Annotated in this window: 11 protein-coding genes; 7 read left to right on the top strand and 4 right to left on the bottom strand. The window is 44.8% G+C overall.

The features are described 5' to 3' along the window. From WCM76_10360 to WCM76_10375, 4 genes are all read left to right on the top strand, one after another. Window positions 1-4958: gliding motility-associated C-terminal domain-containing protein (locus WCM76_10360; protein ID MEI6766035.1), on the top strand; the 4958-nt coding region annotated here is incomplete at its 5' end. Between the two features lie 30 nt (window positions 4959-4988). Then, window positions 4989-5942 carry a type IX secretion system membrane protein PorP/SprF gene (locus WCM76_10365; protein ID MEI6766036.1) on the top strand — a complete coding sequence of 318 codons (954 nt, stop codon included), beginning with the start codon at window positions 4989-4991 and terminating at the stop codon, window positions 5940-5942. A gap of 19 nt (window positions 5943-5961) precedes the next feature. Then, complete coding sequence (locus WCM76_10370) at window positions 5962-7989, top strand: OmpA family protein (protein MEI6766037.1); 2028 nt, start codon at window positions 5962-5964, stop codon at window positions 7987-7989. Between the two features lie 589 nt (window positions 7990-8578). Beyond that, window positions 8579-17230 carry a T9SS type A sorting domain-containing protein gene (locus tag WCM76_10375; GenBank protein MEI6766038.1) on the top strand — a complete coding sequence of 2884 codons (8652 nt, stop codon included), beginning with the start codon at window positions 8579-8581 and terminating at the stop codon, window positions 17228-17230. Between the two features lie 626 nt (window positions 17231-17856). On the opposite strand, the gene rfaD is transcribed toward WCM76_10375, so the two are convergent. Further along, window positions 17857-18822 (bottom strand): ADP-glyceromanno-heptose 6-epimerase, encoded by a 966-nt coding sequence (gene rfaD / locus WCM76_10380; protein ID MEI6766039.1) that lies wholly within the window; start codon window positions 18820-18822, stop codon window positions 17857-17859. Window positions 18823-18832: 10 nt separating this feature from the next. Continuing rightward, the gene (secA, locus tag WCM76_10385) at window positions 18833-22129 is read right to left on the bottom strand and encodes a preprotein translocase subunit SecA (protein MEI6766040.1); all 3297 of its coding nucleotides are present in this window, start codon (window positions 22127-22129) and stop codon (window positions 18833-18835) included. A 192-nt stretch (window positions 22130-22321) separates the two neighbouring features. On the opposite strand from secA, the gene rpsF reads away from it, so the two are divergent. The 3 genes from rpsF to rplI are packed head-to-tail and all read left to right on the top strand — an operon-like array spanning window position 22322 to window position 23439. Then, window positions 22322-22672 carry a 30S ribosomal protein S6 gene (gene rpsF, locus WCM76_10390; protein ID MEI6766041.1) on the top strand — a complete coding sequence of 117 codons (351 nt, stop codon included), beginning with the start codon at window positions 22322-22324 and terminating at the stop codon, window positions 22670-22672. A gap of 27 nt (window positions 22673-22699) precedes the next feature. Next, window positions 22700-22975 carry a 30S ribosomal protein S18 gene (rpsR, locus tag WCM76_10395; GenBank protein MEI6766042.1) on the top strand — a complete coding sequence of 92 codons (276 nt, stop codon included), beginning with the start codon at window positions 22700-22702 and terminating at the stop codon, window positions 22973-22975. A 14-nt stretch (window positions 22976-22989) separates the two neighbouring features. After that, window positions 22990-23439, top strand: a complete 450-nt coding sequence (gene rplI / locus WCM76_10400; protein MEI6766043.1) for a 50S ribosomal protein L9 — start codon at window positions 22990-22992, stop codon at window positions 23437-23439. Window positions 23440-23537: 98 nt separating this feature from the next. On the opposite strand, the gene buk is transcribed toward rplI, so the two are convergent. Both buk and WCM76_10410 read right to left on the bottom strand, forming a co-directional pair. Next, complete coding sequence (gene buk / locus WCM76_10405; protein ID MEI6766044.1) at window positions 23538-24626, bottom strand: butyrate kinase; 1089 nt, start codon at window positions 24624-24626, stop codon at window positions 23538-23540. 79 nt (window positions 24627-24705) lie between these two features. Then, window positions 24706-26085, bottom strand: a complete 1380-nt coding sequence (locus WCM76_10410) for a hypothetical protein (protein MEI6766045.1) — start codon at window positions 26083-26085, stop codon at window positions 24706-24708. Window positions 26086-26190 lie beyond the last annotated feature (105 nt).

Here is a 26190-nt window from a genome sequence, read left to right on the forward strand (position 1 = left end):
TTGGCGGCACCGGTGCATATTCATATTCACTCAATGGTGGAACACCACAATCATCCAATGTTTTCAGCGGTCTTTCAGCCGGTAGCTATACAATATTAGTTAGCGATGCAAAAGGTTGTACCTTCTCAATCACTACTCCGATAGTAATTTCTAATCCTGCTGCATTATCAGCAACAGCGGCTGGTTCATCACAGGTTAGCTGTAACAATGCAAGCGATGGTGTTATTACAGTGACCGCAGTTGGTGGCACAGGTGCATACTCATATTCATTGAATGGCGGAACACCACAATCATCGAATGTGTTCAGCGGTCTTTCAGCCGGAAGCTATACAATAGTAGTTAGCGATGCAAAAGGATGTACGTTCTCAATTTCAACTCCGATTGTAATTTCAAATCCTGCTGGTTTATCAGCAACAGCAAGCGGCTCAGCACAGGTTAGCTGTAACAATGCAAGCGACGGTGTTATTACAGTGACCGCAGTTGGTGGCACAGGTGCGTACTCATATTCATTGAATGGCGGAACGCCACAATCATCAAATGTGTTCAGCGGTCTTTCAGCCGGAAGCTATACAATAGTTGTAAGCGATGCGAAAGGTTGTACCCTAACGTTACCTGAATATACAATTGCCAACCCATCGGTAATAACAGTTACTGCTCAGTATTCAGGTCAGGTTTCATGCCATGATGCCAGTGACGGTGTAATTACTGTTACTGCTTCCGGTGGAACCGGTATTCTGAGCTACTCTTTAAATGGAGGTCAGTCTCAACTTTCGAACGTATTCTCGGGGCTTACCGCCGGTATATATCACGTAGTAGTTTATGATGAGAATGGCTGTTCGGGAACGATGGTATTATCTGCTTCAGATATTACCATTCAGAATCCTCCATTGCTTACTATTTCAGTTATTGGTTCATCACAGGTTAGCTGCAACGATGCATTTGACGGCATAATTACTGCGACTGCCAATGGCGGAACTGGTTCATACACTTATTCATTAAATGGTGGTGTGCCACAATTATCCAACGTGTTTAATGGTCTGCCAGCAGGCACATACACTATCACAGTAAATGATGTTTATGGATGCGAGGCCATTAGTGAAGCCATTACAATTGCTAATCCTGATCCGTTATCAGCAACAGCGGTTGGTTCATCACAGGTTAGCTGCAACAATGCCGGCGACGGTGTTATTACAGTGACCGCAGTTGGTGGCACTGGCGTTTATTCATATTCACTCAATGGCGGAACAGCCCAATCATCGAATGTGTTCAGCGGTCTTTCAGCCGGAAGCTATACAATATTAGTTAGTGATGCAAAAGGATGTACGTTCTCAATTTCAACTCCGATTGTAATATCCAATCCTGCTGCATTATCAGCAACAGCTGTTGGTTCAGCACAGGTTAGCTGTCATAATGGTGGTGATGCTTCTATTACTGTAACAGCAACAGGTGGCACCGGTGCATATTCATATTCATTGAATGGAGGTTTGGCACAGGTTTCTAACGTATTCGATCATCTTGCTGCGGGCAGCTACACTGTGGTTGTAACGGATGCAAATGGATGTAGTTTCACAATCATTGATCCTATTATCATTGCCAATCCCGATCAGCTCTCAGCAACTGCAAGCGGTTCATCACAGGTGAGCTGTAACAATGCAAGTGATGGGGTAATAACTGTAACAGCCGCGGGCGGTACCGGTTCTTATTCATATTCGCTCAATGGCGGATTAGCTCAGTCATCTAATATATTTAGTGGCCTGGCGTCCGGTTCATATCTCGTCTCGGTGAATGATGCAAAAGGCTGCATTTTTTCAATTGCCGTTCCCATTATAATTTCCAATCCTGATGCAATTTCGGCAACAGCTGTCGGTTCATCACAGGTCAGCTGCAAAAATAGCAGTGATGGTAGCATTACGGTAACAGCAGTCGGTGGTACGGGTGCGTATTCATATTCACTGAATGGTGGAATTTTTCAAACATCAAATGTGTTTAACGGTCTTTCAGCCGGTTCTTACACCGTAGTTGTAACTGATGCGAATGGTTGTTCCTTCACTCTGCCTTCTCCTGTTGTTATTGCTAATCCTGCCGGCTTATCAGCAACAGCAGCTGGTTCATCGCAGGTGAGCTGCAACAATGCAAGCGACGGTGTTATTACAGTGACCGCAGTTGGTGGCACAGGCGCATATTCATATTCACTCAATGGTGGATTAGCCCAGTTATCGAATGTGTTCAGCGGACTGGCAAGCGGTACTTACAGCGTGACCGTTGTTGACGAGAACGGTTGTTCCGTCACCACTGATGCGCTCACAATTGCTAATCCAACCATTATTACTGTTACTGCTCAAAATTCTTTGCAGGTATCCTGCCATGATGGTAATGACGGTGTAATCACAATCTTTGCCAGCGGCGGAACACCTCATTATACATATGCTATCAATGGTGGACAGCAACAATCATCGAATGTATTCAGCGGCTTATATGCCGGCAGCTATCAGATTATGGTTTATGATCAGAATGGTTGTTCAGGAACCATTGATAATTCGGGTGGCGTAGTAACGATAGCCAATCCGCCTCAAATTACTGTAACTGCGGTATCTACTCCGCAAGTGGGTTGCCACGATGGCGCAGACGGTCAGATTACGGTAACGGCAGCAGGAGGAACAGGTGCCTATTCCTATTCATTGAATGGTGGCGCACTTCAATCAACTGATGTATTTTCTAATCTCGTAAGCGGTACTTATGTTGTGACTGTATTTGATGCAAACAATTGCTCGGTTTCAACATCACCGATAGTAATTGCCAATCCTGCACAGCTAACAGTTTCTGTCAGTGGTTCCACTCAGGTAAGCTGCCATGATGCCGGCGACGGAGTTATTAATGTCGTTGCAGGTGGTGGAACAGGTGCTTATTCCTTCTCTCTGAATGGAGGCGACGTTCAATCATCTCCGGTATTTAATAATCTGATTGCAGGAACCTACACCGTGACCGTATTTGATGCCAATGGTTGTTCTGTAATGTCCGGCTCAGTTGTAATTGACAATCCAAAAGAAATTACTGCAGTCAGTGTTATTACAAACCCTGTATCCTGTAACAACGGAAATAACGGCGTTATTACGGTTTCTGCTTCCGGTGGAACGGGCAGTCTTTCTTATTCATTGAATGGCGGTCCGCTTCAGACATCAAATGTTTTCAGCTTCCTCAGCAGCGGCATTTATACAATTACTGTTTCTGATGCAAATGGCTGTTCCCTGGTAATGGAAGCTGTTGATCTGACCAATCCTGATGCCGTTTCACTCAGTGTTCAGGCGAGTCCTCAGGTTTCATGTAACACTTCCAATGATGGTGTAATTACAGTTAATGCAAGCGGTGGCAACGGTGTCTATTCATATTCACTTAATGGTGGACCATCACAAACATCCAATGTATTCAGTTCATTGAATGCCGGGTCATATTTTGTTACAGTGTATGATGGGAATCTCTGCATGGCAAGCAGTCCTGAGATAACAATTCAGGATCCTGAGCCGATTGTTGTAAGTGCTGTTGGTTCGCCTCAGGTAAGCTGCAATAATTCAAGCGATGCTACAATTAATGTTACTGTTACCGGTGGAACAGGAAGTTATTCCTACTCACTGAATGGCGGACAGTTCCAGCAGTCAGGCATTTTCAGCGGCTTAGCTTCGGGGTCTTATACTGTGGAGGTCTTTGACCAGAATGGCTGTTCAAGCATTTCTTCAGTAATGGATATCCTGAATCCATTGCCCATAAGTTTAAGTATTTCAGCAACAGCCGAAGTCAGCTGCCACAATAGTAACGATGGAACAATTTCTATCATAGCAAGCGGTGGCAACGGTGGCTACACATACTCACTCAATGGAAGCAATCCGTCAGTAACCAATGTGTTCTCCACACTGATATCGGGAACATACAATGTGGTTGTTTTTGACCAGAACGGTTGTACTTCAGGCGAGAATATGGTACAGATTGGTAATCCTGATTCACTGGTTGTTATTCCCTTACAGGCTAAGTATACATGCACTCAGAATAGTCTCACCTCGCTTAATGTAAATGTGAGTGGGGGTGCACAGCCTTATCAGTATTCCATTGACGGAGGACTTACATTCCAGTCATCTTTTACCTTTGATTCAATAATTGCAGGTGTTTATAATATCATTGTAAAAGATGCAAAAGGATGTACTACTGAAGTTCCTGCTTTCCCTGTAAACACACCTAATCCAATGCACGGTTCCGTTGACATCGTTTCGGGAAATCTTTGCAACGGACATTCAGATGCCATCATACAAGTGAATGCCAGCGACGGTGTTCCTCCTTACAGTTACTCACTTGATGGCGCATCATTTGTGAGCAATGATATGTTTGGCAATGTTTCGGCAGGCAATCACACCGTTGATATTATGGATACCAATGGCTGTTCAATCCGTGTTGATTTCAGTATCGAAGCGGCACCCGTTATTGATATAAACCTTGTATCATACAGTGATGCCAATTGTGCCGGGAAAAAAGATGGCGCTATTGAAGTGGCTGTTGATGGCGGACAAAGTCCATACACCTATTCATGGTCAACCGGTGGCAGTGAAGCCTCGGTAACAAATCTTGATGCCGGTGTTTACACCCTTACAATTACCGATAACCTTGGATGCAAGGTGGAATTTACAAAACCTGTACTTACCGGTATCAATGAAGACGAACTGGTGATAAACAATGTGTTCTCGCCCAATGCCGATGGTATTAACGATGTTTGGGTAATCGGCAATATAGATTTATATCCTGAAAATGAACTTGTGGTTCTTAACCGCTGGGGCAATGAGGTATTTACTGAAAAGAGCTACCACAATGACTGGTCGGGAAGCCGCTTGCTTGAAGGTACATACTTCTATGTATTGAAAGTTAAAATGTGCGATGAAGACAGAACGTTCCAGGGATATATCACCATTGTTCGTTAACCAAACCATTTAATTTAAATTCTCATTATCATGAAAAAGTCAATAACGATAATAGCCGCAATGTTGCTTGCACTTTGTGGATATGCTCAGCAGGATGCCGTTTATAATCATTATATGTTTAATGAATTGCTTATAAATCCTGCGTATGCCGGTACCAAGGGACTGCTCAATGCCAATGCTATTTTTGCAACGCAATGGACAGGTTTCTCCGGTTCGCCGACCACTCAGACGTTGAGTCTTGAAGGTCCGGTTTCGCCCAGTATTGGTCTGGGAATACACTTCATCAACGATAAACTGGGCGCTCAAAGTACGCAGGGATTATTCGGAAGTTATTCATATAAAATTAAGCTTGGCGAAAAATTCAAACTATCAATGGGTCTTGCTGCAGGCGTTTCATACTTCACGCTCGACGGTACAAAGCTTACAAGCGAAAATATTGATGACCCGGCGATTCCCAAAAATTCTGTAAGCACGGTGTTGTTTGATTCCAAGGCCGGACTGTTCCTTTACAGCGACAGGTTTTATGCAGGATTCAGTGTAACAGATATGCTGGGTGATGTAATAAAACCAAAAGATTTGCTGGTAACAAGTCAGTCGAGGCATTACTACCTTACTTCCGGTTATGTGTTTGATTTAGGATCAAGGCTCAAACTGAAACCGAGTTTTCTTTACAAAGAGGATTTCAGAGCTCCGTCAAACCTCGACCTGAGTACTTTTCTATTGTACAACGAGAAGATTTGGATTGGTGCTACCGTTAGGGTAGGAGCACAGGTTTTCAAGAACAATGCTCTTGACAACACGCTTAAACACCGCGATGCCATTGTACTGATGACCGAGTGGAACATCACCGACAAGCTCAGAATCGGTTATGCCTATACGCAAACACTTTCGGCATTGAAGAACTACTCGGGTCATGAAATTATGGCAGGGTATTACTTCCCCGTAAAGGAACCGACAAAAATGAAAAATCCCAGGTACTTCTAATCTATTAAAAACGACACCAATGAAAACGAAAAACTTTTTCATGAAATATTTCGCGCTTGTCGTATTGGCCACTTTAATGGCGGGCAGTGTTTCGTCGCAGTCAAACCTTGAGAAGGCCCGGCAAATGAAAGCGAATTTTGAATATACCAAAGCAATAGAATTATACAAACAGGCATTCGTATTAGTGCCGCCCGGGCTTGAAAGCACACGTGATATGGCCGACTGTTACCTCATGAATAATGACACTAAATCTGCCGAACAGTGGTTGGCAAAAGTAGTTCGCTTTCCGGGAGCTACCGTTGAAGATGTGCTGGAATATGCGCATGTGCTGAGGTCAAACGCCCACTATGATGAAGCTATAGCTCAATATAAAATTGTTGAAGACAGATCTCCACAGTCCAAAGCAAGTGCTGATGCATGGATATCAGCCTGCACCAATGCTAAAGATTGGATGGCGCATCCTGAGTACTTTGACGTTTTAAATGTTGCAGCGGTAAATTCCGAGAATTCAGATTTTGGTTTGATTCCTTTCAACAAAGGATTTATTCTTACTTCCGACAGAAAAATACCCGGAAAAAATTATGGCGAAAATGAAATCTCGGGCTGGACCGGAAAACCGTATCTGAAACAATATTATTTTGATGCCGACGGTAATGGCGAACCCGGTCAGGACGGACAGGAAATTGCAGCTCTCAACAACGGGTATCATAATGGTCCGGGTGTGTTTGACCCTTCGGAAGGACGCATATATTTTACCCGCACTAAAATGGTGAAAGTGACCAAAAAACCCGTGAATAGTGATCCTACAAGTTGGTATGATCATTCTAAAACCAAAGATTTTGTAAACAGGCTTGAGATTTATACCGCCGATTATGTAAACGGAAAATGGCAGAATGTGCAGCCTTTTGCATTCAACAAAGTGGAAGAATATTCCGTAGGTCACCCGGCGCTATCGCCCGATGGAAGCGTGCTGTATTTCGTATCTGATATGCCCGGCGGGTTCGGTGGCCCCGATATCTATTTCAGCCGTAAGGGCGACGATGGTAAATGGAGTACTCCGCAGAATGCCGGAAACAAAATCAATACTGCCGGAAGCGAAGTTTTTCCGTCTGTGGGTGATGATGGCGTTTTGTATTTTTCCAGCGACGGCCTTGCCGGAATGGGTGGACTTGATATTTTTTCGGCAAGCGGAAGTCTGAATAAATGGTCGGATCCACAGAACCTGAAATACCCGATTAATTCATCCAAAGACGATTTCGCACCTTACTTTCCCAAACATGGGGAGGGCGGATATTTTGCCTCGGCACGCGACGGTGGACTGGGAAGTGATGATATTTACAAAGTATCGCCCACACCCATCAAAGACCTTATGCTGGCTGTTGTTACAAAAGAAAAACACGACGATGGTTCTCTGGCATTGCTCGACGGAGTGAGTGTAAAGGTTTACAATAAAGTAAATGATCAAACCGATTTGCTGACTACGTCTGCTAACGGCGTGGCATACCTGAAAGCGCCCTGTGGTTCAAACTTTGAATTGACCGGCAGTAAAGAAGGCTATTTTACGAAGATGAATGCTTCCGTTGATGCCGGTCTGTGCAAAACCAGACATGATACGGTTTTCGTAGAACTTGTGCTGGAAAAAATAGTGCTGAATAAACCCATCGTACTGGAAAATATTTATTATGATTATAACAAATGGAACATCAGGCCTGATGCTGCCATTGAGTTGAATAAGCTGGTGGTAATACTCATTCAAAACCCTTCAATCAATATCGAGTTGGGGTCTCATACCGACTGTCGCGGTACAGCGGAATACAACCAGAAGCTTTCGCAGAAACGTGCAGAATCAGCCGTTGCCTATATTGTATCCAATGGAATTGATTCGAAACGAATCACAGCCAAAGGATATGGCGAATCTGTTTCTGTGAACGGATGCACCGATGGTGTGAAATGCACGGAAGAAGAATACCAGATGAACAGAAGAACAGAATTCAAAGTTACAAGTATCAATAAAAATTCCGTTTCTTATCTTGATAATACACCATAGCATTATTGTTTCATTCATCAATTCCGTGAGTGTTTTGTTTTATTCGTTGTGATTTCTAAAAACGCCCTTTTCATTTTTCAGGAAAGGGCGTTTTCACTAAAAAGGCATTTTTGCGCACAATGTTATCATTCAAAAGGTTGATTGTCGATAATTAATGAAAAATATTATTGTCTTTATCTAAACAATGTGCATTTATAATTATATTCTATAAATAGTGTTTCAACACCAAGTCTTTCTAAGAATGCATAAATAACCATTGTTAAATATATGTATTGAGGATAAGTGATAAACAGGTCTTTTAACGCTTGTATTATCAAATAATTAACATCCCGGACTTTGTATTTTAACTTGCTTTTAATATATTTGCTATAGAATTCATTTCTGATTTTTTCAATTTTAAGGGGAGGCGTGAGGGTGCAATCCTGCACATCATGCAAAGTTTGGAAGCACATTTTAGGTTGGGACACGAGTTCATGAATTAGTTGAGCATGGTATGGGAATATTATATTTTTTCTCATGCTGTATTGTTTGAATACTATTTTTTTGATGGCGCTTGAATCAATTATATAAAACCAAACAAACATAACCTATGAGATCACGTATTACTTTCAAACAGAAAAGTTTCAGGGCATTGATAACTGCCTTAACGATGTTAGTGCTTGTTATTGTTACCCTGAATGCATATTCGCAGACTGCTACAGTTGGAGACTATCGCTCTAAAGCTTCAGGCACCTGGGCTACTGCCGGCACATGGGAAAAAAGAACTGCGGCAAATACCTGGTCTACTGCCACTACGGCTCCCACTGCTGCCAACAATGTATATATACAGGCCGGGCATACAGTTACTATTGGCGCTGCTGGCGCTGTTTGCAACGACCTCCATTTCAATGCAACCGGTGTGCTGGCATTAAGCACGTACACATTGTCTGTAAGCGGAAAACTCAGAAATTATTCCGGAACAGTCGTTACCGGAACTACCGATGGAACCTTTTATAGTGGACAGTCAAATTCAACTTCACCAGCAAATAATACAATTATTACAGGCACAGGAAAAATATCTTTTGTCGGTTCAACCCGCACTATTACCACTACCGGTGAATGGGGAATAGGTAGCGGAACTTCTTCTGGCTGGACTCTCGATTTCAGTCTTACTGCTGCCAATACCGGCACACTGCAAACCGCTATTCAGGCCGGTGTGGTAACTGTTACATCTGGTATTGTAGACATGGGTACCAACGGTCTTTTCATCAATCAGAGCGCATATGCAAGCTGTAATGTGACTATCAGTAATGGAGCCACACTAAAATCTTCTGCCACCGGTTCGGGGGCGTCAGCTGTGATGAGTAAAACAACAGGCTCTGCAGCAGGTAAGCTAACTGTTAGTGCAGGAGGAACACTGTTGCTGCTTGGGCTTTCTCCAACCATTGCTTTTTCGGCATCAACGCCTTATGACTTTTCGGGCGTGGTTGAATATGGAGCTGCTGGCGCCCAGACATTCCTTGCAGTTACCAACGGCGGAACATCAGCACCCGGCAGCAGTACGTACCCATATTCAACAGTAAGGCTCAGCGGTTCGGGACAGAAAAAACTGAATCTGAACACAACGATAAATACCAGCTTAATTATGGCAGGTACTGCTACATTTTATTACAATTTAAATACACTTACCTACGGCCCTAGTGCCAGCCTTGAATATGCATCTACTGTCACAATACCAACACCTGCATCAACCAATGAATGGACATCTTCATCTGCATTGCCGGCCAGTCTGGTAATTAATGCAGCTGTTACTGTGCCGACATGGTTGACTCTGGTAGTGAACGGAGGGCTGACATTGCAAAGTGGCAGTACTCTTACAATTGGTAACAATTCGACATTTACCGTTAAGGGAGATGCCGTGAATAATGGCGGAACACTGAGCATGGGTGCAACAAGTACGGAATTTAAATATTCGAAAGGTTCCGCGAATCAAGCTGTGATGGCTGCCACTTACACCAGCCTTACTTTTGACAACTACGCAAAAATCCTCCCGTCTTCGGGCTCCATAATTGTTACCGGTACGTTCACACCGGGAACCGGTACCGGGCATACAATTACCGGCAGTACTTTTGAGTTTAACTCAACCAGCTCGCAGACGATACCTGCCTTCACGTATTATAACCTTACAACCTCCGGCGCTAGAAGCTACAGCACAATAACTTTTGGTACAGGTACTGTAGGTATTGCAAATACACTGACACTATCAGCCACCTTTAGCAGTGGCTATTATTATGCGATGAACAGTTCCAATGTAATTGATTATAACGGAACCGGAAGCCAGGCTGTGGTTGCAATACCAACAGGCTCTTCGGCATACGATTATAATAGTTTAACCATAAGTGGCAACAGGGGTGGGAGCGGAGTAATTACGTTTCCATCATCTATAATAGGTATTGCAAACACCTTCAGCCTAACAGCGACCAACGTGAGCTCATGGGTAATGACGGGGAATACCATTAAATTCAATGGGGGTATGAACCAATTAGTGCCAACTCTTACAGGTTTTTCCTATAATAATCTAACTATTGCCAACAGCTATTATTACTCCACGCTCACAGGAACTCCGACAACCATTACCGGTGACCTTACGGTCGGTTCAAGCTGTAACCTTAAGTGGGGTACGGGAAGTGCGCGTACGGTGAATATTACCAATAGCGGCGCATCAAGTGTTGGTCTTGCAGGTTCCGGCACCCTTGATATGAGTGGCATGGCACATATACTTACACTTTCATCGCAGTCGCCCACATTCAGTGGCACACTCACACCGGGAACTGCAGTGAGTGTTTTTGAGTACAACAGGAGCGGTGCGCAGACAATCCTGGGTTTGGGTTACTATTACCTTAAACTTTCAGGAACCGGAGTGAAAACGGCTTCCTCATATTCAACAGTTTCAATTGCCACTAACGGAACTATGGAAATGGCAGGTACAACCACCCCACCGACATTTGCATTAGGTTCAGGCGCATCGGTTCAGCCCAATATTTCCGGTACTACCCTTAAATATACGGCAACATCAGCACAGACTACCGGCGCTGAATGGTCAACCTCAACCTCATTTGCAACAGTAGAAATTGCGAATGCGGCTGGCGTAACAATGGCTACATCGTTCAGTCCGACCATGGATGGGAATACTCTTAAACTTACCAGCGGGGCTCTGACAGTTGGTGCCAATACAATCACGTTTAGTACGGGAAATACACCTATCTCCCGCACGAGCGGTACACTTACTACTACGGTGAGCTCAAGCCTTGTTTTCGGAACTACATATTATACCGGCGGTAATGCATTTGCTTTACCCAACGGCACGTTCACTTCAAGTCCGGCTATGCTGAGCAATTTTTCTATTTATCGTGACAACGTACTGACTTTCGGTGATCAGGATATCACAGTGGCTTCAACACTTACGATGAACAAAGGCGTGATAGATTTAAACACGAGAACCCTTACTCTTGGAAATAATGCTACTGCAACACTTACCTACTCAGGTTCATACAATCCGGTACTTGCCAATGGTACGTTTAAGCGGTGGTTCATGCAAACGGCTTATCCTTCCGGGCTTGCAACTTCAAAGCAAACCTATCCGGAGTTTCCGATGGGAACAGCTGCCGGCGACCTCCGTTCGTTCTGGGTATGGAAGGCCAGTGGCGGTACTGTCACTGCAGGATACATTGCAATTACACATACCGATGCCGGCGGCATTACAGCCATTGGACCATTTACCGATGCCGGTGTAAATGTGACTGTTCGTTCAAACAGGGTGTGGGGGCTTACTATTCCATCAACCAATCCTTACGGGTGCACGGTTAATTTGTCAGTCAGGTTGAGGCAGAGTTCCAACACATTTACTGTACCCAGCGGCGGCACCGTTTCAGATTTACGCATCGTAAGTACATCCACAGCAGCGCCCGGAACACATGGAACTACAGGTGGCTCAACATCCGATCCTGAAGTTACCAGAACAGCCATCCCGACTCCGAGCTCGGGTACTACCCTGAATCTTTATATAGGCACCAGCGGAGCCAGCATGACCAGTATCATTCATTCCAACGCAGCCGGAAACTGGAGCACGCCTGCAACCTGGGTAGGGAATTCTGTTCCCGGTTCTGCAGATGATGTATTTATTGACCATGCCGTTATAATTGACGGAACCACTACGGGTACACCTGCCTGCAATAATCTCACGATTAGTAATGGCAGTGGCACTACGCACAAACTCACTATGTCAGCCAATACGTTGAATATAGGTCCATCTTGTGGCGGCAACAGAAAGTTTGATATTCTCGGGGCACTGGACCTTTCCGGCACCGGTGTTATCAATGTTAACGGTTATGTGAATGTTGTCGGAAGTGGTTATAATGCCAATTTCAAGATGACAGGTGGTTCAATTAATATTGACGGTAACGACGGAACAACCGCGGGAAGTGTTGACGAGACGGTATCATTGTTTAGTATGGGCAGTTCTGTTACTATTGCTGTTTCGGGTGGGACGATTACATTTATTGACCCGCATTTCGCAACACCAAGCACTAATGGCACCTACAATTACGGATATGGAACTGCTTTTGAATTCAGCACAGGTTCAGCTTCATCATGGACCGGCAACACAATGGTTTTCGGAGGAGCCTCCTGCACCAACGCTTCAACTGCAACTTATGGTTTTGTGGTTGATTGCGGTAGCAGTGGTTATCTGACCTTAGGCAATGTAACTGTGAACGGAGGAACCGGAGCCAGCAGAGCAACTACCGTCAGCAATTACATGACTTCACATCCAATGATAATTGGTGGAGCATTAACAATCAATGCCAATAGCACACTGGCAACTATCGGAGGTTCTTATTCAGGTTCTGATTTATATGCCGGAGGGAACTTGACCAACAACGGAACTCTTACTATTGCGGCAAGTACAGAGCTTGGTTTTTCGAAAGGCAGTTCAACAGCTACGTCTGCTACACAAACTATCGGCGGTACAGGAACCTACACCCTTTCAGGAGACCTCAGGATAAACAATACGAATCCTGTAATAACGATGGGAACCAGCCTTACTCTGGCAGGAGCTCTGACGATGACAAATGGCCGCGTTGTTCTTGGATCCAATGATTTTACGTGGAATAATGCCGGTGCATCCATTGGTGGAAGCACTCTTTCGGCAACTAATATGTTTGCAGCAGATGGTACCGGACAATTCAAGAGACTTGTTTCTACAACAGGCTACAGCTATTATGATTTCCCTGTCGGTGATGCAACAGGTACTGCAGAATATTCTCCCGTTCAGCTTTATTTTTCAAGCAATGCAGCTGCACGCACCATTGGTGTGCGCCTGGTGAACGGCGATCCTTCAAATTATAATACCGGTGGAATCGGATTAAGCTACCTCCACCGCCATTTCTACTTTACGGATAATTCAAGTTCTGCCTATAACTATTCGGGTTACCTGCAATATAAAACGGCAGACGTTGTCAGTACTGAAGCCGACCTGATTCCCATGAACTGGAACGGTTCGGCATGGGCAAGCATAAGCGGAGCATCCATCAACACCACCAATCATCAGATTGTTTTCGGTTCTGGAACAACGGCACTGCTTAACGGCACACAGATGACCGGTCGCACCGGACCGCCGCCCTCGAATGATGCATGCAGCGCGGCCACTACCCTGACAATAACTTCAGATTGTACCTCTCCCATTGCAGGAACTACAGCCAGTGCAACCAATGAAGGTGGTCTCACATCGTGCAGCTCAACTGCAAAAGATGTATGGTATTCATTCACATCGCCCGCCAATGGCACCATGCGCATTGTAGTTAACGGAGCTGCCGGATTTGACCCTGTGTTAAATCTTAGAACAAATGCCACCTGCCCCGGCGCGAGTGTTATATGTTATGATTTCACAGGAAACGGCGCAACCGAAAAATTAAATATTACCGGATTGGCGGCTTCAACAGTTTATAAAATCAGAGTTGCCGCCGGAGGAACCGCCGGCGATTTCACCATCTGTACATCGAGTGCCTATACACCTTCCGGAAACGATAACGTATCGGGAGCTATCACGGCAATTGTTGGAAGTACCACCGGTAATGCAAACAATAATTATGGAATGCAGCTTGGAGAACCTACCGGTTATAACTGGTATACGTATGGTGAACCTCCGACAAACTCACAGTGGTTTGTTTTCACACCTGCGGCTACATCCTGTTATCAGGTGGCATCTACAGGTTTTGATACGCAGCTTGCTATTTATACCGCCGGCAACGTAAATAATTTTGCAACTTATTCGGAAGTTGCCAGCGACGATGATAGCGGTCCGCTGTATTCAAGTGTAATCAGTGCGGTTACCCTGAATGCAGGTACAACTTATTATATTCAGGTGAACGGCTTCCCATACACTAACGGCACACCTACACTCACCATCACGAATCTTTCTGTAGCACCTCCCGTTGCAACGGCAGCAACAAATAACGGGTGCACCGGCTTTACTGCGAACTGGAATACAGTTACCAATGCAGCCGGTTATTTCCTGGATGTGTCAAAAGATAACTTCAGCACCTTCGTTACCGGATACAATAACCTGAACGTGACGAATGTTCTTACCTATCCTGTTTCCGGACTTACAACGGGAACTGCCTATCAATACAGGGTTAGAGCTTATGGACAATGTTCGGGTTCACCCCTGAGCGGTAATTCTAACATTATTTATGATACTACGTTCTATGCACCTTCAACACCTGTATTTACAGCAGGTGCAACCACATTGTGTGCCGGACAGGGAAGTACCTATACTGCAACTTCGGCTTATGCAACGTCCATTTCATACAGCATTGTGGCCGGTTCAGAAAGCATAGACCCTGTCACAGGTGTTGTGATCGCAGCAAGCAATAACTTTACCGTCAGGGCAACCGCCACCAACACCTGCGGAACGGTTACAACCGATTTGCCCGTAACTGTAAACCCGCTTCCTTCAATGAGTATTACAACCAACCCGTCACCTGCAACAATTTGTGCCGGCGGTTCAGCTCAGTTAACTGCAAGCGGCGCTACTATGTATTTATGGTCGCCTGCAACAGGACTTAATGATGAAAATCTATACAACCCAACGGCCACTCCGGCGAATACAACTGTTTACACGGTTACCGGAACACTCACCGGTTGTACTGCTGCAGCGAGTGTTACCGTTACAGTGAACCCGATACCCAACGTAAGTATCAACAGTAACCCCAGTCCTGCAACATTCTGCACGGGTGGCTCTGCACAGCTTACTGCAGGAGGTGCAACCAGTTTTTCATGGTTGCCTGCCACAGGACTCGATGATGCAGGTATCTACAATCCCGTTGCATCACCTACAAGTACTACCGTTTATAGTGTAACAGGAACCAGCCTTGGCTGCACTGCTCAGTCAACCATTACCGTAACGGTTAATCCGATACCTGTTGTCACTGTTTCAAGCAATCCAAGCCCGGCAACGGTTTGCTCCGGCCTGTCAGCACAATTAACGGCAGGTGGTGCCAACTCATATTCCTGGACTCCTTCAACAGGTCTGAATAATGCCGGTATCTATAACCCGTCGGCAAGCCCTTCGGTAACTACAACGTATACGGTTACCGGTAATTCGCTGGGGTGTACAGATACAGCCACTGTTACAGTCACCATTCTGGTTTGCGGTGCCACATGGACAGGTCTTGTAAGTACCGACTGGAATACACCCGGCAACTGGTCGGGCAATAACGTACCCATTCAGGCAACAGACGTTATCATTCCTTCGGGTACGCTGAACCAGCCCGTTATTTCGAACGCCGCGAAATGCAATCAACTGAGCATCGCCAGCGGTGCCACACTTACCATTATGCCGCATAAATCACTTACGGCTTATGGTAATACAACATTAAACGGAGCCCAGTGCCTGATACTGAAATCTTCAGCGGTTGGGACTGCTTCTTTTATTGATAACGGAACAATTGGTGGACCGGGAACTGCTAAAATAGAACGCTACATCACGGCCAATTACTGGCATTATATTTCAAGTCCTGTAGCGTCGGCCACAGCAGTGATATTCAGTGGTCAGTACATTAAAAAATGGCTCGAGCCTACGTACGCATGGCAGAATATCACCACACTTTCAACACCTCTGGCAGTGATGAACGGGTATGCCCTCAAGAGCTCACTTACCAAAGTGTACACATACGTAGGAAAGCCAAACACGGGCACCAAAACCTTTAATCTGACCCGCAACAGCTTACCATCAACCGGACAGCGGGGATGGAATCTGATAGGTAATCCTTATCCGAGTGCCATTGACTGGGATGATAATCTTGGTTGGACAAAGTCGAATGTTGACGGTGCCATTTATATTTACAACCAGACTTACGGAACCTACGCTACGTATAATTATCCTTTTGGAACCAATGGCGGAATAAATTATATTGCCGAAGGTCAGGGCTTCTATGTAACCTGCAATACCAACCCCGGCTTACTCTCGGTGAATAACCATGCAAGGGTTCATAAAGACAGTACCTTCTTCAAGAGTGCGATTCAGGCTGATTTTATCAGGCTGACCATTCACGACGGTCTGATGAATGATGACATGATTGTGCGCATCGAACCTCAGTCAACAGCTGCTTTCGACGGTGATTTCGATGCATATAAAATTGTTGTTCCGGGAAAAAGCCAGTTGTGGTCGAAAGGTCAGGATAACGTGGAATATGCGATTAATACGCTGCCCGATGTTCAGAATAACCCGACGGTACCTGTTGCCTTCATGGCATCCGGAACGGGCTTGTTTACCATAACGGCATCCGAATTTGAGCAGCTGAACCAGAGCACTCAAATCTATCTGGAAGACCTGAAAACGGGTGTTGTTACCAATTTGGCCGACAGCCGCACGTATGAATTTTATGCTGCTCCGGGCGATGACGAAAATCGTTTCATGCTTCATTTTGATAAACCTGCAACAGCAGGCATTCATCAGAATACCGAAGCGGATGGTCTGAGCATTTATCCGAATCCGAACAATGGAATGTTCAACCTGCTATCATCGAAAGCTACCAACGGCAGCATTGAAGTATATAATGTGCTTGGCGAACGGGTTTACAGCCGGACAGCCACCGTTTTCACCGGCATGCAGCTTGACCTCGGCAACCTGACCTCAGGTGTATATTATCTGTCACTGAAATCTAATGATGGAATACATACGCTGAAGTTTGTAGTGAACTAGGAGTTGGTTGTTGGGTACCAGAGATTAGTTATCAGGGGTTGGTGGTCATTACTATTTGTGACAACCAGCCTCTGATGCATTTTAGACTTTGGGTATCCCGAAGTATGAAACCTAAAGAAGAGTCTCGGCATCATACTGGTAATTGCATACAACCCGGCGGCGCACGGATGATGTTTCTTAGTGTGACGTGCTTGCCTGCGCCGCATTAGCCGAATGCCAGGTTATAGTATACGACACCCACAGGCGTGTAAAAAAGCTGCACGGGCTTGTAAGAAAGCTGCACGGGCTTGAGGAAAAGACGCACGGGCTTGAGGAAAAGACGCACGAGCTTGTATGAAAGACGCACGAGCTTATGTAAAAGACGCACGGGCTTATGTAAAAGACGCACGAGCTTGAGTAAAAGACGCATGGGCTTATGTAAAAGACGCACGAGCTTGTGAAAAAGACGCACGGGTTTGAGGAAAAGACGAACGGGCTTGAGGAAAAGCAGCACGAGCTTGTGGAAAAACCGCACGGCTTGCGCAAATAACTCTGTGGTTCTCTGTGGCACTCTGTGCACCTCTGTGAAACTTTTAAAGACCTGTCACGGAGTTGCACAGAGAAAATTCAATCCTTGATTTGCATGACTAGTAGTATGTTCCGCTGCTCAGATATCCCTGAACGTAGTCTTCAATTCCTTCTTCCAATGAATAGAAGGGCATATCGTAGCCGGCGGCACGCAGTTTTGCCATCTTCGCTTCGGTAAAGTACTGGTATTTTTCGCGGATGTCTTCGGGGGTATCAACAAAGGAAATGTTGGGTTCCATCCGTAGTGAAAGGAAGGTGTTTGTGGCCAGATCGAGAAAGGTGCGGGCCTCGCCGGTTCCAACATTATAAATACCGCAGTGATTTCGTTTCAGATAAAAGAACAGACAGATATTCACCACATCTTTCACGTAAATGAAATCGCGCATCTGCTTGCCGTCGCCATAATCTGCGTTATGCGAGCGGAACAGTTTCATGCTGCCTGTTTCATGAATTTGTTTGAAGGTGTGGAAAATCACCGATGCCATGCGTCCTTTGTGATATTCGTTCGGACCATAAACATTGAAGAATTTCAAACCTGCCCAGAAAGGCGGTTTTTGTTCCTGTGCCAGCACCCATTTATCAAAATCATTTTTTGATTCACCGTAAGGGTTCAGAGGCTTGAGCAAATGTATCAGACTTTCGTCGTCGTCATAACCGTTTTCGCCCATTCCGTAGGTGGCGGCAGACGATGCATACAGCATAGGCAGATTGTATTCTGCACAAAGCGCCCATATTTTCTTACTGTAATTCAGATTCAGCAAATCAAATACTTCGTGATTGAATTCCGTGGTATCGGTGCGTGCGCCGAGATGAAAAACAAAATCAACTTCTTCATGATTTTCGGTCAGCCACTGTGGAAACTCCAGGCGTTCAACTCTGCTGATATACGCCTTTTGCAAAAAGTTCATATTTTTCTGACCGTTGCTGAAATCATCAACAACAACAATGTCTTTGATGCCTTTATTATTGAGTTTTGATACAAGGCAACTGCCAATAAATCCGGCTGCTCCGGTAATAATAATCATGCTGTTTGTTTTAAGCTGAAAGACCGTGACAATTTTTATATTTTTTACCACTGCCGCATGGACACAGGTCGTTGCGGTTCACTTTTTTCTCCACCTTTATCGGCTGCACTTTTTCTTCTTCCGAAGTGCGCTGTGCCTTGGCTTGTGCCATGCCGTCGTCGCGGGTGGTCTTGAGCTTGCTCAGGTCGGTACGGGTGCGGCTGGCAATTTGAAGTTCGTCGGTTTCAAGAAACGGCAGGTTGCCTTTGAACAGGAACGAAACAATTTCTTTGTTGATTTTCTGCAGCATGCTTTTGAACAGCTGGAACGACTCGAATTTGTAAATCAACAGCGGGTCTTTCTGTTCGTAGGTGGCATTCTGTACCGATTGTTTCAGGTCGTCAAGCTCGCGGAGGTGGTCTTTCCATGCATCGTCAATCAGCGCGAGGGTAATGCTCTTTTCTGCAGCCAGTATCACTTCTTTTCCTTTACTGTCGTATGCGCGCTTCAGGTTCGCTATAGTCTGCAGTGTTTTCGCACCATCGGTAATGGGAATTGCAATGTTCTCATAATTGCGTGCATTGTTCTCATATACACCTTTAATAATAGGGAAGGAGCGCTCGGCAATAATCTCACCTTTTTTCTTGTACTGAGAAAATACTTCCGTATACAGTTTTTCGGAAAGTTCACGGGCGTTCGCCGAGAAGAATTCTTTTTCCCCAATGGGTGCATCCATACCGAAGTTACGCAATACTTCCATTTTGAAACCTTCGTAGCTGCGGTTTTCCTGAAAGTCGGCAACAATAAGTTCGCAAACATCAAAGAACATATTGGCAATATCAATGGCCAGACGGTCGCCATACAGCGCATGACGGCGTTTGGAATAAATAACGTCGCGCTGAGAGTTCATCACGTCGTCATATTCCAGCAAACGTTTACGAATGCCGAAGTTATTTTCTTCCACCTTTTTCTGGGCGCGTTCAATAGATTTGGTAATCATGGAATGCTGAATCACTTCGCCGTCTTTAAGTCCGAGGCGGTCCATAATGCTGGCGATACGGCCGGAGCCGAACAGACGCATCAGGTCATCGTCGAGTGATACAAAGAATGCCGAAGTACCGGGGTCGCCCTGACGACCTGCACGTCCGCGCAACTGACGGTCAACACGGCGCGATTCATGACGTTCGGTACCTATAATGGCCAGACCACCGGCTTCTTTCACGCCCGGTCCCAGCTTGATGTCGGTACCACGACCTGCCATGTTGGTAGCAATGGTAACCGTACCCGCAGTACCGGCTTCGAGCACGATGTCGGCTTCTTTCTGATGCAGTTTTGCGTTCAGCACATTGTGCCTGATTTTGCGTAATTTCAGCATCTTGCTCAGCAATTCCGAAATTTCAACACTGGTAGTCCCTACCAGCACCGGCCTTCCTGCTTCAACAAGTTTGGTGATTTCGTCAATAACAGCATTGTATTTTTCGCGCTTGGTCTTATACACCAAATCTTCCATATCCTTACGGATAACCTTGCGATTGGTAGGGATGACCACCACATCCAGTTTGTAGATGTCCCACAGCTCACCGGCTTCCGTCTCTGCAGTACCGGTCATACCCGACAGCTTCTTGTACATTCGGAAGTAGTTCTGAAGTGTAATTGTGGCGTAGGTCTGGGTGGCAGCTTCAATTTTTACATTTTCTTTTGCTTCGATTGCCTGATGCAGACCGTCGGAATAGCGCCTGCCGTCTAATATACGACCTGTTTGTTCATCAACGATTTTAATTTTATTGTCGATGATAACGTATTCCACGTCTATTTCGAACAGGGCATAAGCTTTCAGAAGCTGATTGATACTGTGAACCCGGTCTGATTTCACTTCATAATCCTGCAGCAGCTCACTTTTCTTCAGAATCTTTTCTGCTTCGGATAATCCGGTGCGCTCCATCTCCGAAATTTCCAGACCGATATCGGGCAACTGGAAGAATTTGGTGTCTTTTACATCGGCATTGATGAGGTCAATTCCTTTTTCCGTAAGGTCAATGGTATTTTGTTTCTCATCAATTACGAAGAACAGGTCATCGTCAATAATGTGCATGTGTTTATTCTGCTCTGCCATGTAGAAATTCTCTGTCTTGGTGAGCAGGGCTTTCATACCCGATTCGGAAAGGAACTTGATAAGTGCTTTATTCTTGGGTAATCCGTGAAAAGCGCGAACCAGTAATTTGCCGCCTTCTTTTTCATTGTCGGGATTGGACGTATCGGATAATAATTTTTTAGCTTCCGCCAGAATATTGGTCACCAGATTACGCTGGGCATTGTATAATTTCTGGATAAGCGGCTTGAGCTGTTCAAACTCCTGATTTTCGCCTTTGGGTGTCGGTCCGGAGATGATGAGCGGTGTACGTGCATCGTCAACAAGAACGGAGTCAACCTCATCCACAATAGAGAAGTTATGCGGACGCTGTACCAGTTCTTCGGGAGAGCGCGACATGTTATCTCTGAGGTAGTCGAAACCAAATTCGTTGTTCGTGCCAAACGAAATATCTGCCAGATAGGCTTTCCGGCGTTCGTCGGAGTTGGGTTCGTGACGGTCGATACAGTCGACAGACAATCCATGGAACTGGTAAAGTACGCCCATCCATTCCGAGTCGCGTTTTGCCAGATAATCATTTACGGTAACCAGATGAACGCCTTTCCCCGGAAGGGCATTGAGATAAACCGGAAGCGTTGCAACCAGTGTTTTTCCTTCACCGGTAGCCATTTCAGAAATTTTTCCCTGATGCAGCACGATACCACCGATAAGCTGAACGTCGTAATGCACCATATCCCATTTGATAAGGTTTCCGCCGGCCATCCATGCATTATCATATACGGCTTTGTCGCCTGTGATGTTCACATGGGCATAACGGGCAGCCAGGTCGCGGTCAAACTGGGTGGCGGTAACTTCCACCTTCTCGTTCTCTTTAAAGCGGCGCGCCGTCTCTTTCATTACTGCAAAAGCCTCAGGCAGAATGTCGTTGAGTATTTCCTGCGTCTTTTCGTATGATTTTTTCTCCAGGTCATCAATCTGACCGTAAAGTTTCTCTTTTTCTTCAATATCGATGCTGTCGTCGTTATCGATGGCGTTTTTCAGAGAGGCAATCTCATTCTCGAAGTGTGATGTTCCTTCAGCTATCAGCTCACGAAATTCAGTTGTTTTTGCTCTGAGTTCGTCGTTTGTAAGTGTTTTAATGAACTCATAAGCCTGATGTATCTTGCTGACTAATGGCATGATGGCTTTAATGTCGCGGTCGGATTTGGATCCGAATAAAGATTTAAAAATGCTGGGCATATATTGATGTATTTTACGTTCGTATGGATGCAAAAGGGCAAAATTAATTCAAATATGGTACATAGAACACATAAATTTGCGAAAATAAAGATTAGGTAATTTTGCTGATTTCAAAAATGTTATTACCTTTGCACTCCAATTTTTATATTATTAATTCATTAATTATTAACCAAATTAATCGTTGAGTAAATGATCAACCATTACGAAACCGTTTTCATCATGACTCCCGTTTTATCTGAAGACCAGGTAAAGGAAGCGGTAAAAAAATTCCTGGATTTCCTCAAGGAAAAAGGAGCCGAGATTGTCTATGAAGACAATTGGGGACTGCGTAAGCTCGCTTATCCCATACAGAAAAAATCAACCGGTTTTTACTACCTCATTGAGTTTAAGGTAGAGGGTGCCGTTATCGCCGACCTCGAAGTTGCCTTCAAACGTGATGAGCGCATCATTCGTTTCCTGACGATTGCAAGCGAAAAGCACGCAATCATCTTTAACGATAAGAAGCACGCAGAAAGAGCCAAAAAGGAAAAAGCCCAGGCTTAATGTTTAATCTTTAAAACTCAGTAAACAATGTCAGCACAACCAGGCGAAAGCGAAATCAGATATCTGACCCCGATTACGGTAGATGTTAAAAAGAAGAAGTACTGCCGTTTCAAAAAACTCGGTATTAAATACATCGACTACAAAGACGCCGATTTTCTTCTGAAATTTGTAAATGAACAAGGTAAAATTCTGCCCCGCAGAATTACAGGTACTTCGCTGAAATTTCAGCGGAAACTGGCTCAGGCGATTAAACGCGCCCGCCATCTTGCCCTGATGCCGTACGTAGGTGATTTATTAAAATAACAGGAGGAATAACCATGAAAGTGATACTGAAACAGGATGTTCCTAAATTAGGATACGCCAACGATATAGTGAAAGTAAAGAACGGTTACGGCCGCAATTTCCTTATTCCTCAGGGATACGCTATTATTCTTACCGAATCAAACCTCAAAAATCATCAGGAAATGGTGAAACAGAGGTCGTTCAAGGAAGAAAAAATTAAGAAAGAAGCCGAAACTCTGGCTAAAGCACTCGAAAATATTACCGTTAAAATCGGTGCAAAAGCCGGTACATCAGGTAAAATTTTCGGCTCCGTAAATGCTATCCAGATTGCAGAAGCAATAAAAGGACAGTTCGGTTACGATATCGACCGCAAACGTATTCTCGTTGACGGCGAATCAGTAAAAGAATTAGGTACCTACGCTGCAAAAGTGAATCTCCACAAAGAAGTTAAAGTGGATATCAAATTTGAAGTGATTGCCGAATAACGCATTTATCTTGTGATACAACAAAAAGCCCCGGCATCGTCGGGGCTTTTTTATTTAAAGTTTGAAATGGAATATTTTTAATTTTTAATTGTTAATTATCAAAGGTATTCCATGGCTTCGGTCTCACCATTGAGTAACATCACCGCGTTGCTTACCAGGGCATCCATATCGTTCACCGTTGCAAATAAAGCAATGTGTGCAATCTTCTCAACTCTTTTGGTGAGGCATTCGGTGAAATAGGTACAGTGAAACAATTCTCCCGAAAGAATAATCGCATCTATTTTTTCTTCGAATACGGTACACATGGCGCCTATCTCGCGTGCCACCTGATAAGCCATGGCGTATGCAATAAAACGCGCGTGGTCATCATTTCCGCTTATCTTTTTTTCCAGTTCGTCAATGTTGTCAGTGCCCAGATAAGCGTACAATCCGCCTTCGGAAGTTATCATTTTCATGATTTCCTGTTCGGTATATTTTCCGCTGAAGCAAAGCCTCACCAGATCGCCGTTGGGCAGTGTACCGGTACGTGTTATGGCAAAGGGACCGTCGCCGTCGAAGGCCTGATTTACGTCCACCACAAAACCGTTTTTGTGTGCACCCACGGAAATGCCTCCACCGCCCATGTGAGCAACAATCAACGACAGACTTTCGTATGGCGTATTGATGGAACGGGCATAGCGTCTTGCCATGTATTTTTGATTGAGCGCATGAAATATAGATTTCCGTTGGAACATCGGATGACCTGTAATGCGGGCAACGTCGTCCAGCTCATCTACTACTGCCGGATCGGCAATGCAGGCTTTGGCGTTGGGTAATACTTTGAGAACCCTGTCGGCAAGCAAACCGCCCAGATTCACCGCATGCATTCCCTGAACACCTGCGCGGAGGTCTTCCTTCATGGTTTCGTTTACCAGATACACTCCGGAATTTACCGCTTTGGTAAGTCCGCCGCGTGCTATCACTAAATCGATTCCGTTAAGGTCGATATCATTTTCGTACAACTCCCGGATGATGGCTTCGGCTCGGTATTCTTCCTGATCAACCACCATGTTGAAATTTTTCAATTCCTCTTTTTTGTGCTTGATGTTTTTAAGAAAGATGAGCGTGATATTCTTATACAGAGCGATTTTGGTAGAATGCTCCATCGGATAAATCACCAGAATCTTTGAGAAAATATTACTTGTCATAGCTGTAAAAAATAGTGTCTGATTAAGAAAATAAAAATACAGATTATTTTTAGCCGGAGCGAAATAATTTTAATGATGTTTATCTGCGTAAGCTCCAGCGGTAACCGATGCGGATTCCACCCTGCAAAGACGGGAACCATGCTGACTGTGTATAGGTTCGCGGATATGCAGTGGCTATTCCGAAGTAGCTGTCTGAACGGTGATCTCCGCCGCTCAACTCTGTAATCTTGCCACTTCTGTAAAAGGCGCCGAGGCCGAAATAGTAATCAAGACCAATGTGCCTGAAAATGGTGCGCTGCCATCCGTAAAGGAGCGCAAACCCATAAGTGTAGCCGGTTTCATTTTGCATTGCAAATAAATAACCTTCATCATGGTAACCTCTGAGTTGAACCGCCACATTCCGGTTCTTGTAATACAAATCTCTGTAAAAACCTTTGAGGGAAATATACCTGTTGGGCTTGTGCTTAAAAGGGTAAACTTTTATTGCAGCATTTATTTGCCAGCCATTCATTATTCTGCGGTCATAGCTCAAACCCGGTGTGCGTTCAACGTACGTTGCCTCAGGAGCAACTTTCCATGATGTGGGATAATAGATTCCGGGAGAAACCTCCAGCCCGATATATCGGTTAAAGCGGTAACCAATCGTAAGCGTGGCCTGGTTACTTATGTAATCGAAAACCGAAATGCCCGCGTACCACGGAAATTTATATTCGTCCATGCGGCGCAATCCGCGCAGCAGGTTATTGCGGTTATGATCGAGCAGGGAAACGGAAACGGAATCCAGTTCTTTTTTCAATACCGCTACCGGCAAATTCTTTTTTCCCGGAAAGCTACGGTAATGGCTGAATGCGATGGAATCAGCCCTCATCTCAGCCTGTTCTTCAATCTGTATTTTCTTTTCGCGGAGTTCTTTCGCCGTTGTTTTTGTGAACGGAAGCGTACGTTTTTCCGACAATTCTTTTTTTAGTTCATCAATTGTTCTGCGGTCGGACAAAAAGAAATTATTGTCTATGGGCAATCGTTTTCCTGCCCCGATTCTCATTGCGATGGCGCCATCGGCAACCATCAAAACAGGGATTGCCAGAAATGGTCCGGTAACTAGCGTAGAGCCGGCAAGTGCAACACCCGCAAGACTCAACCCGAGTCCGGAATAAAAAATGATTCTTTTTGTTTTCGTGAAGGTCGATATCATCCTGACTGCATGAATAGTGCAGGAGAACGAATCAACGGTCAGCGAATCTGTTGTAAACGCGATTAATCTTCCTTCATGCTTACTGCCATCATTCAGATATATTTTTACCGGCGTTCCTCTTTTAATTCCAAATATACCGATTGTATCCGTATGCTTTTTATGCGGGTGTTTCAGAACTACAACGAAATAATCATTTTTGCTCTGCTGCGCGAATGCCTGCAGCATCAGTATTGTCAGTGTAAAAAGAATCAATATCTTTTTATTCATGACTTTTATAGATTTATTTGTTCCCTTTTTTATTAATTAAATTGGTTACAGCATGCTGAGATTATTTTTCTTTTTGGACTTAATTTTTCAACTCTTCACTTTTCG

This window comes from Bacteroidota bacterium (assembly GCA_037133915.1).
GTDB lineage: Bacteria > Bacteroidota > Bacteroidia > Bacteroidales > CAIWKO01 > JBAXND01.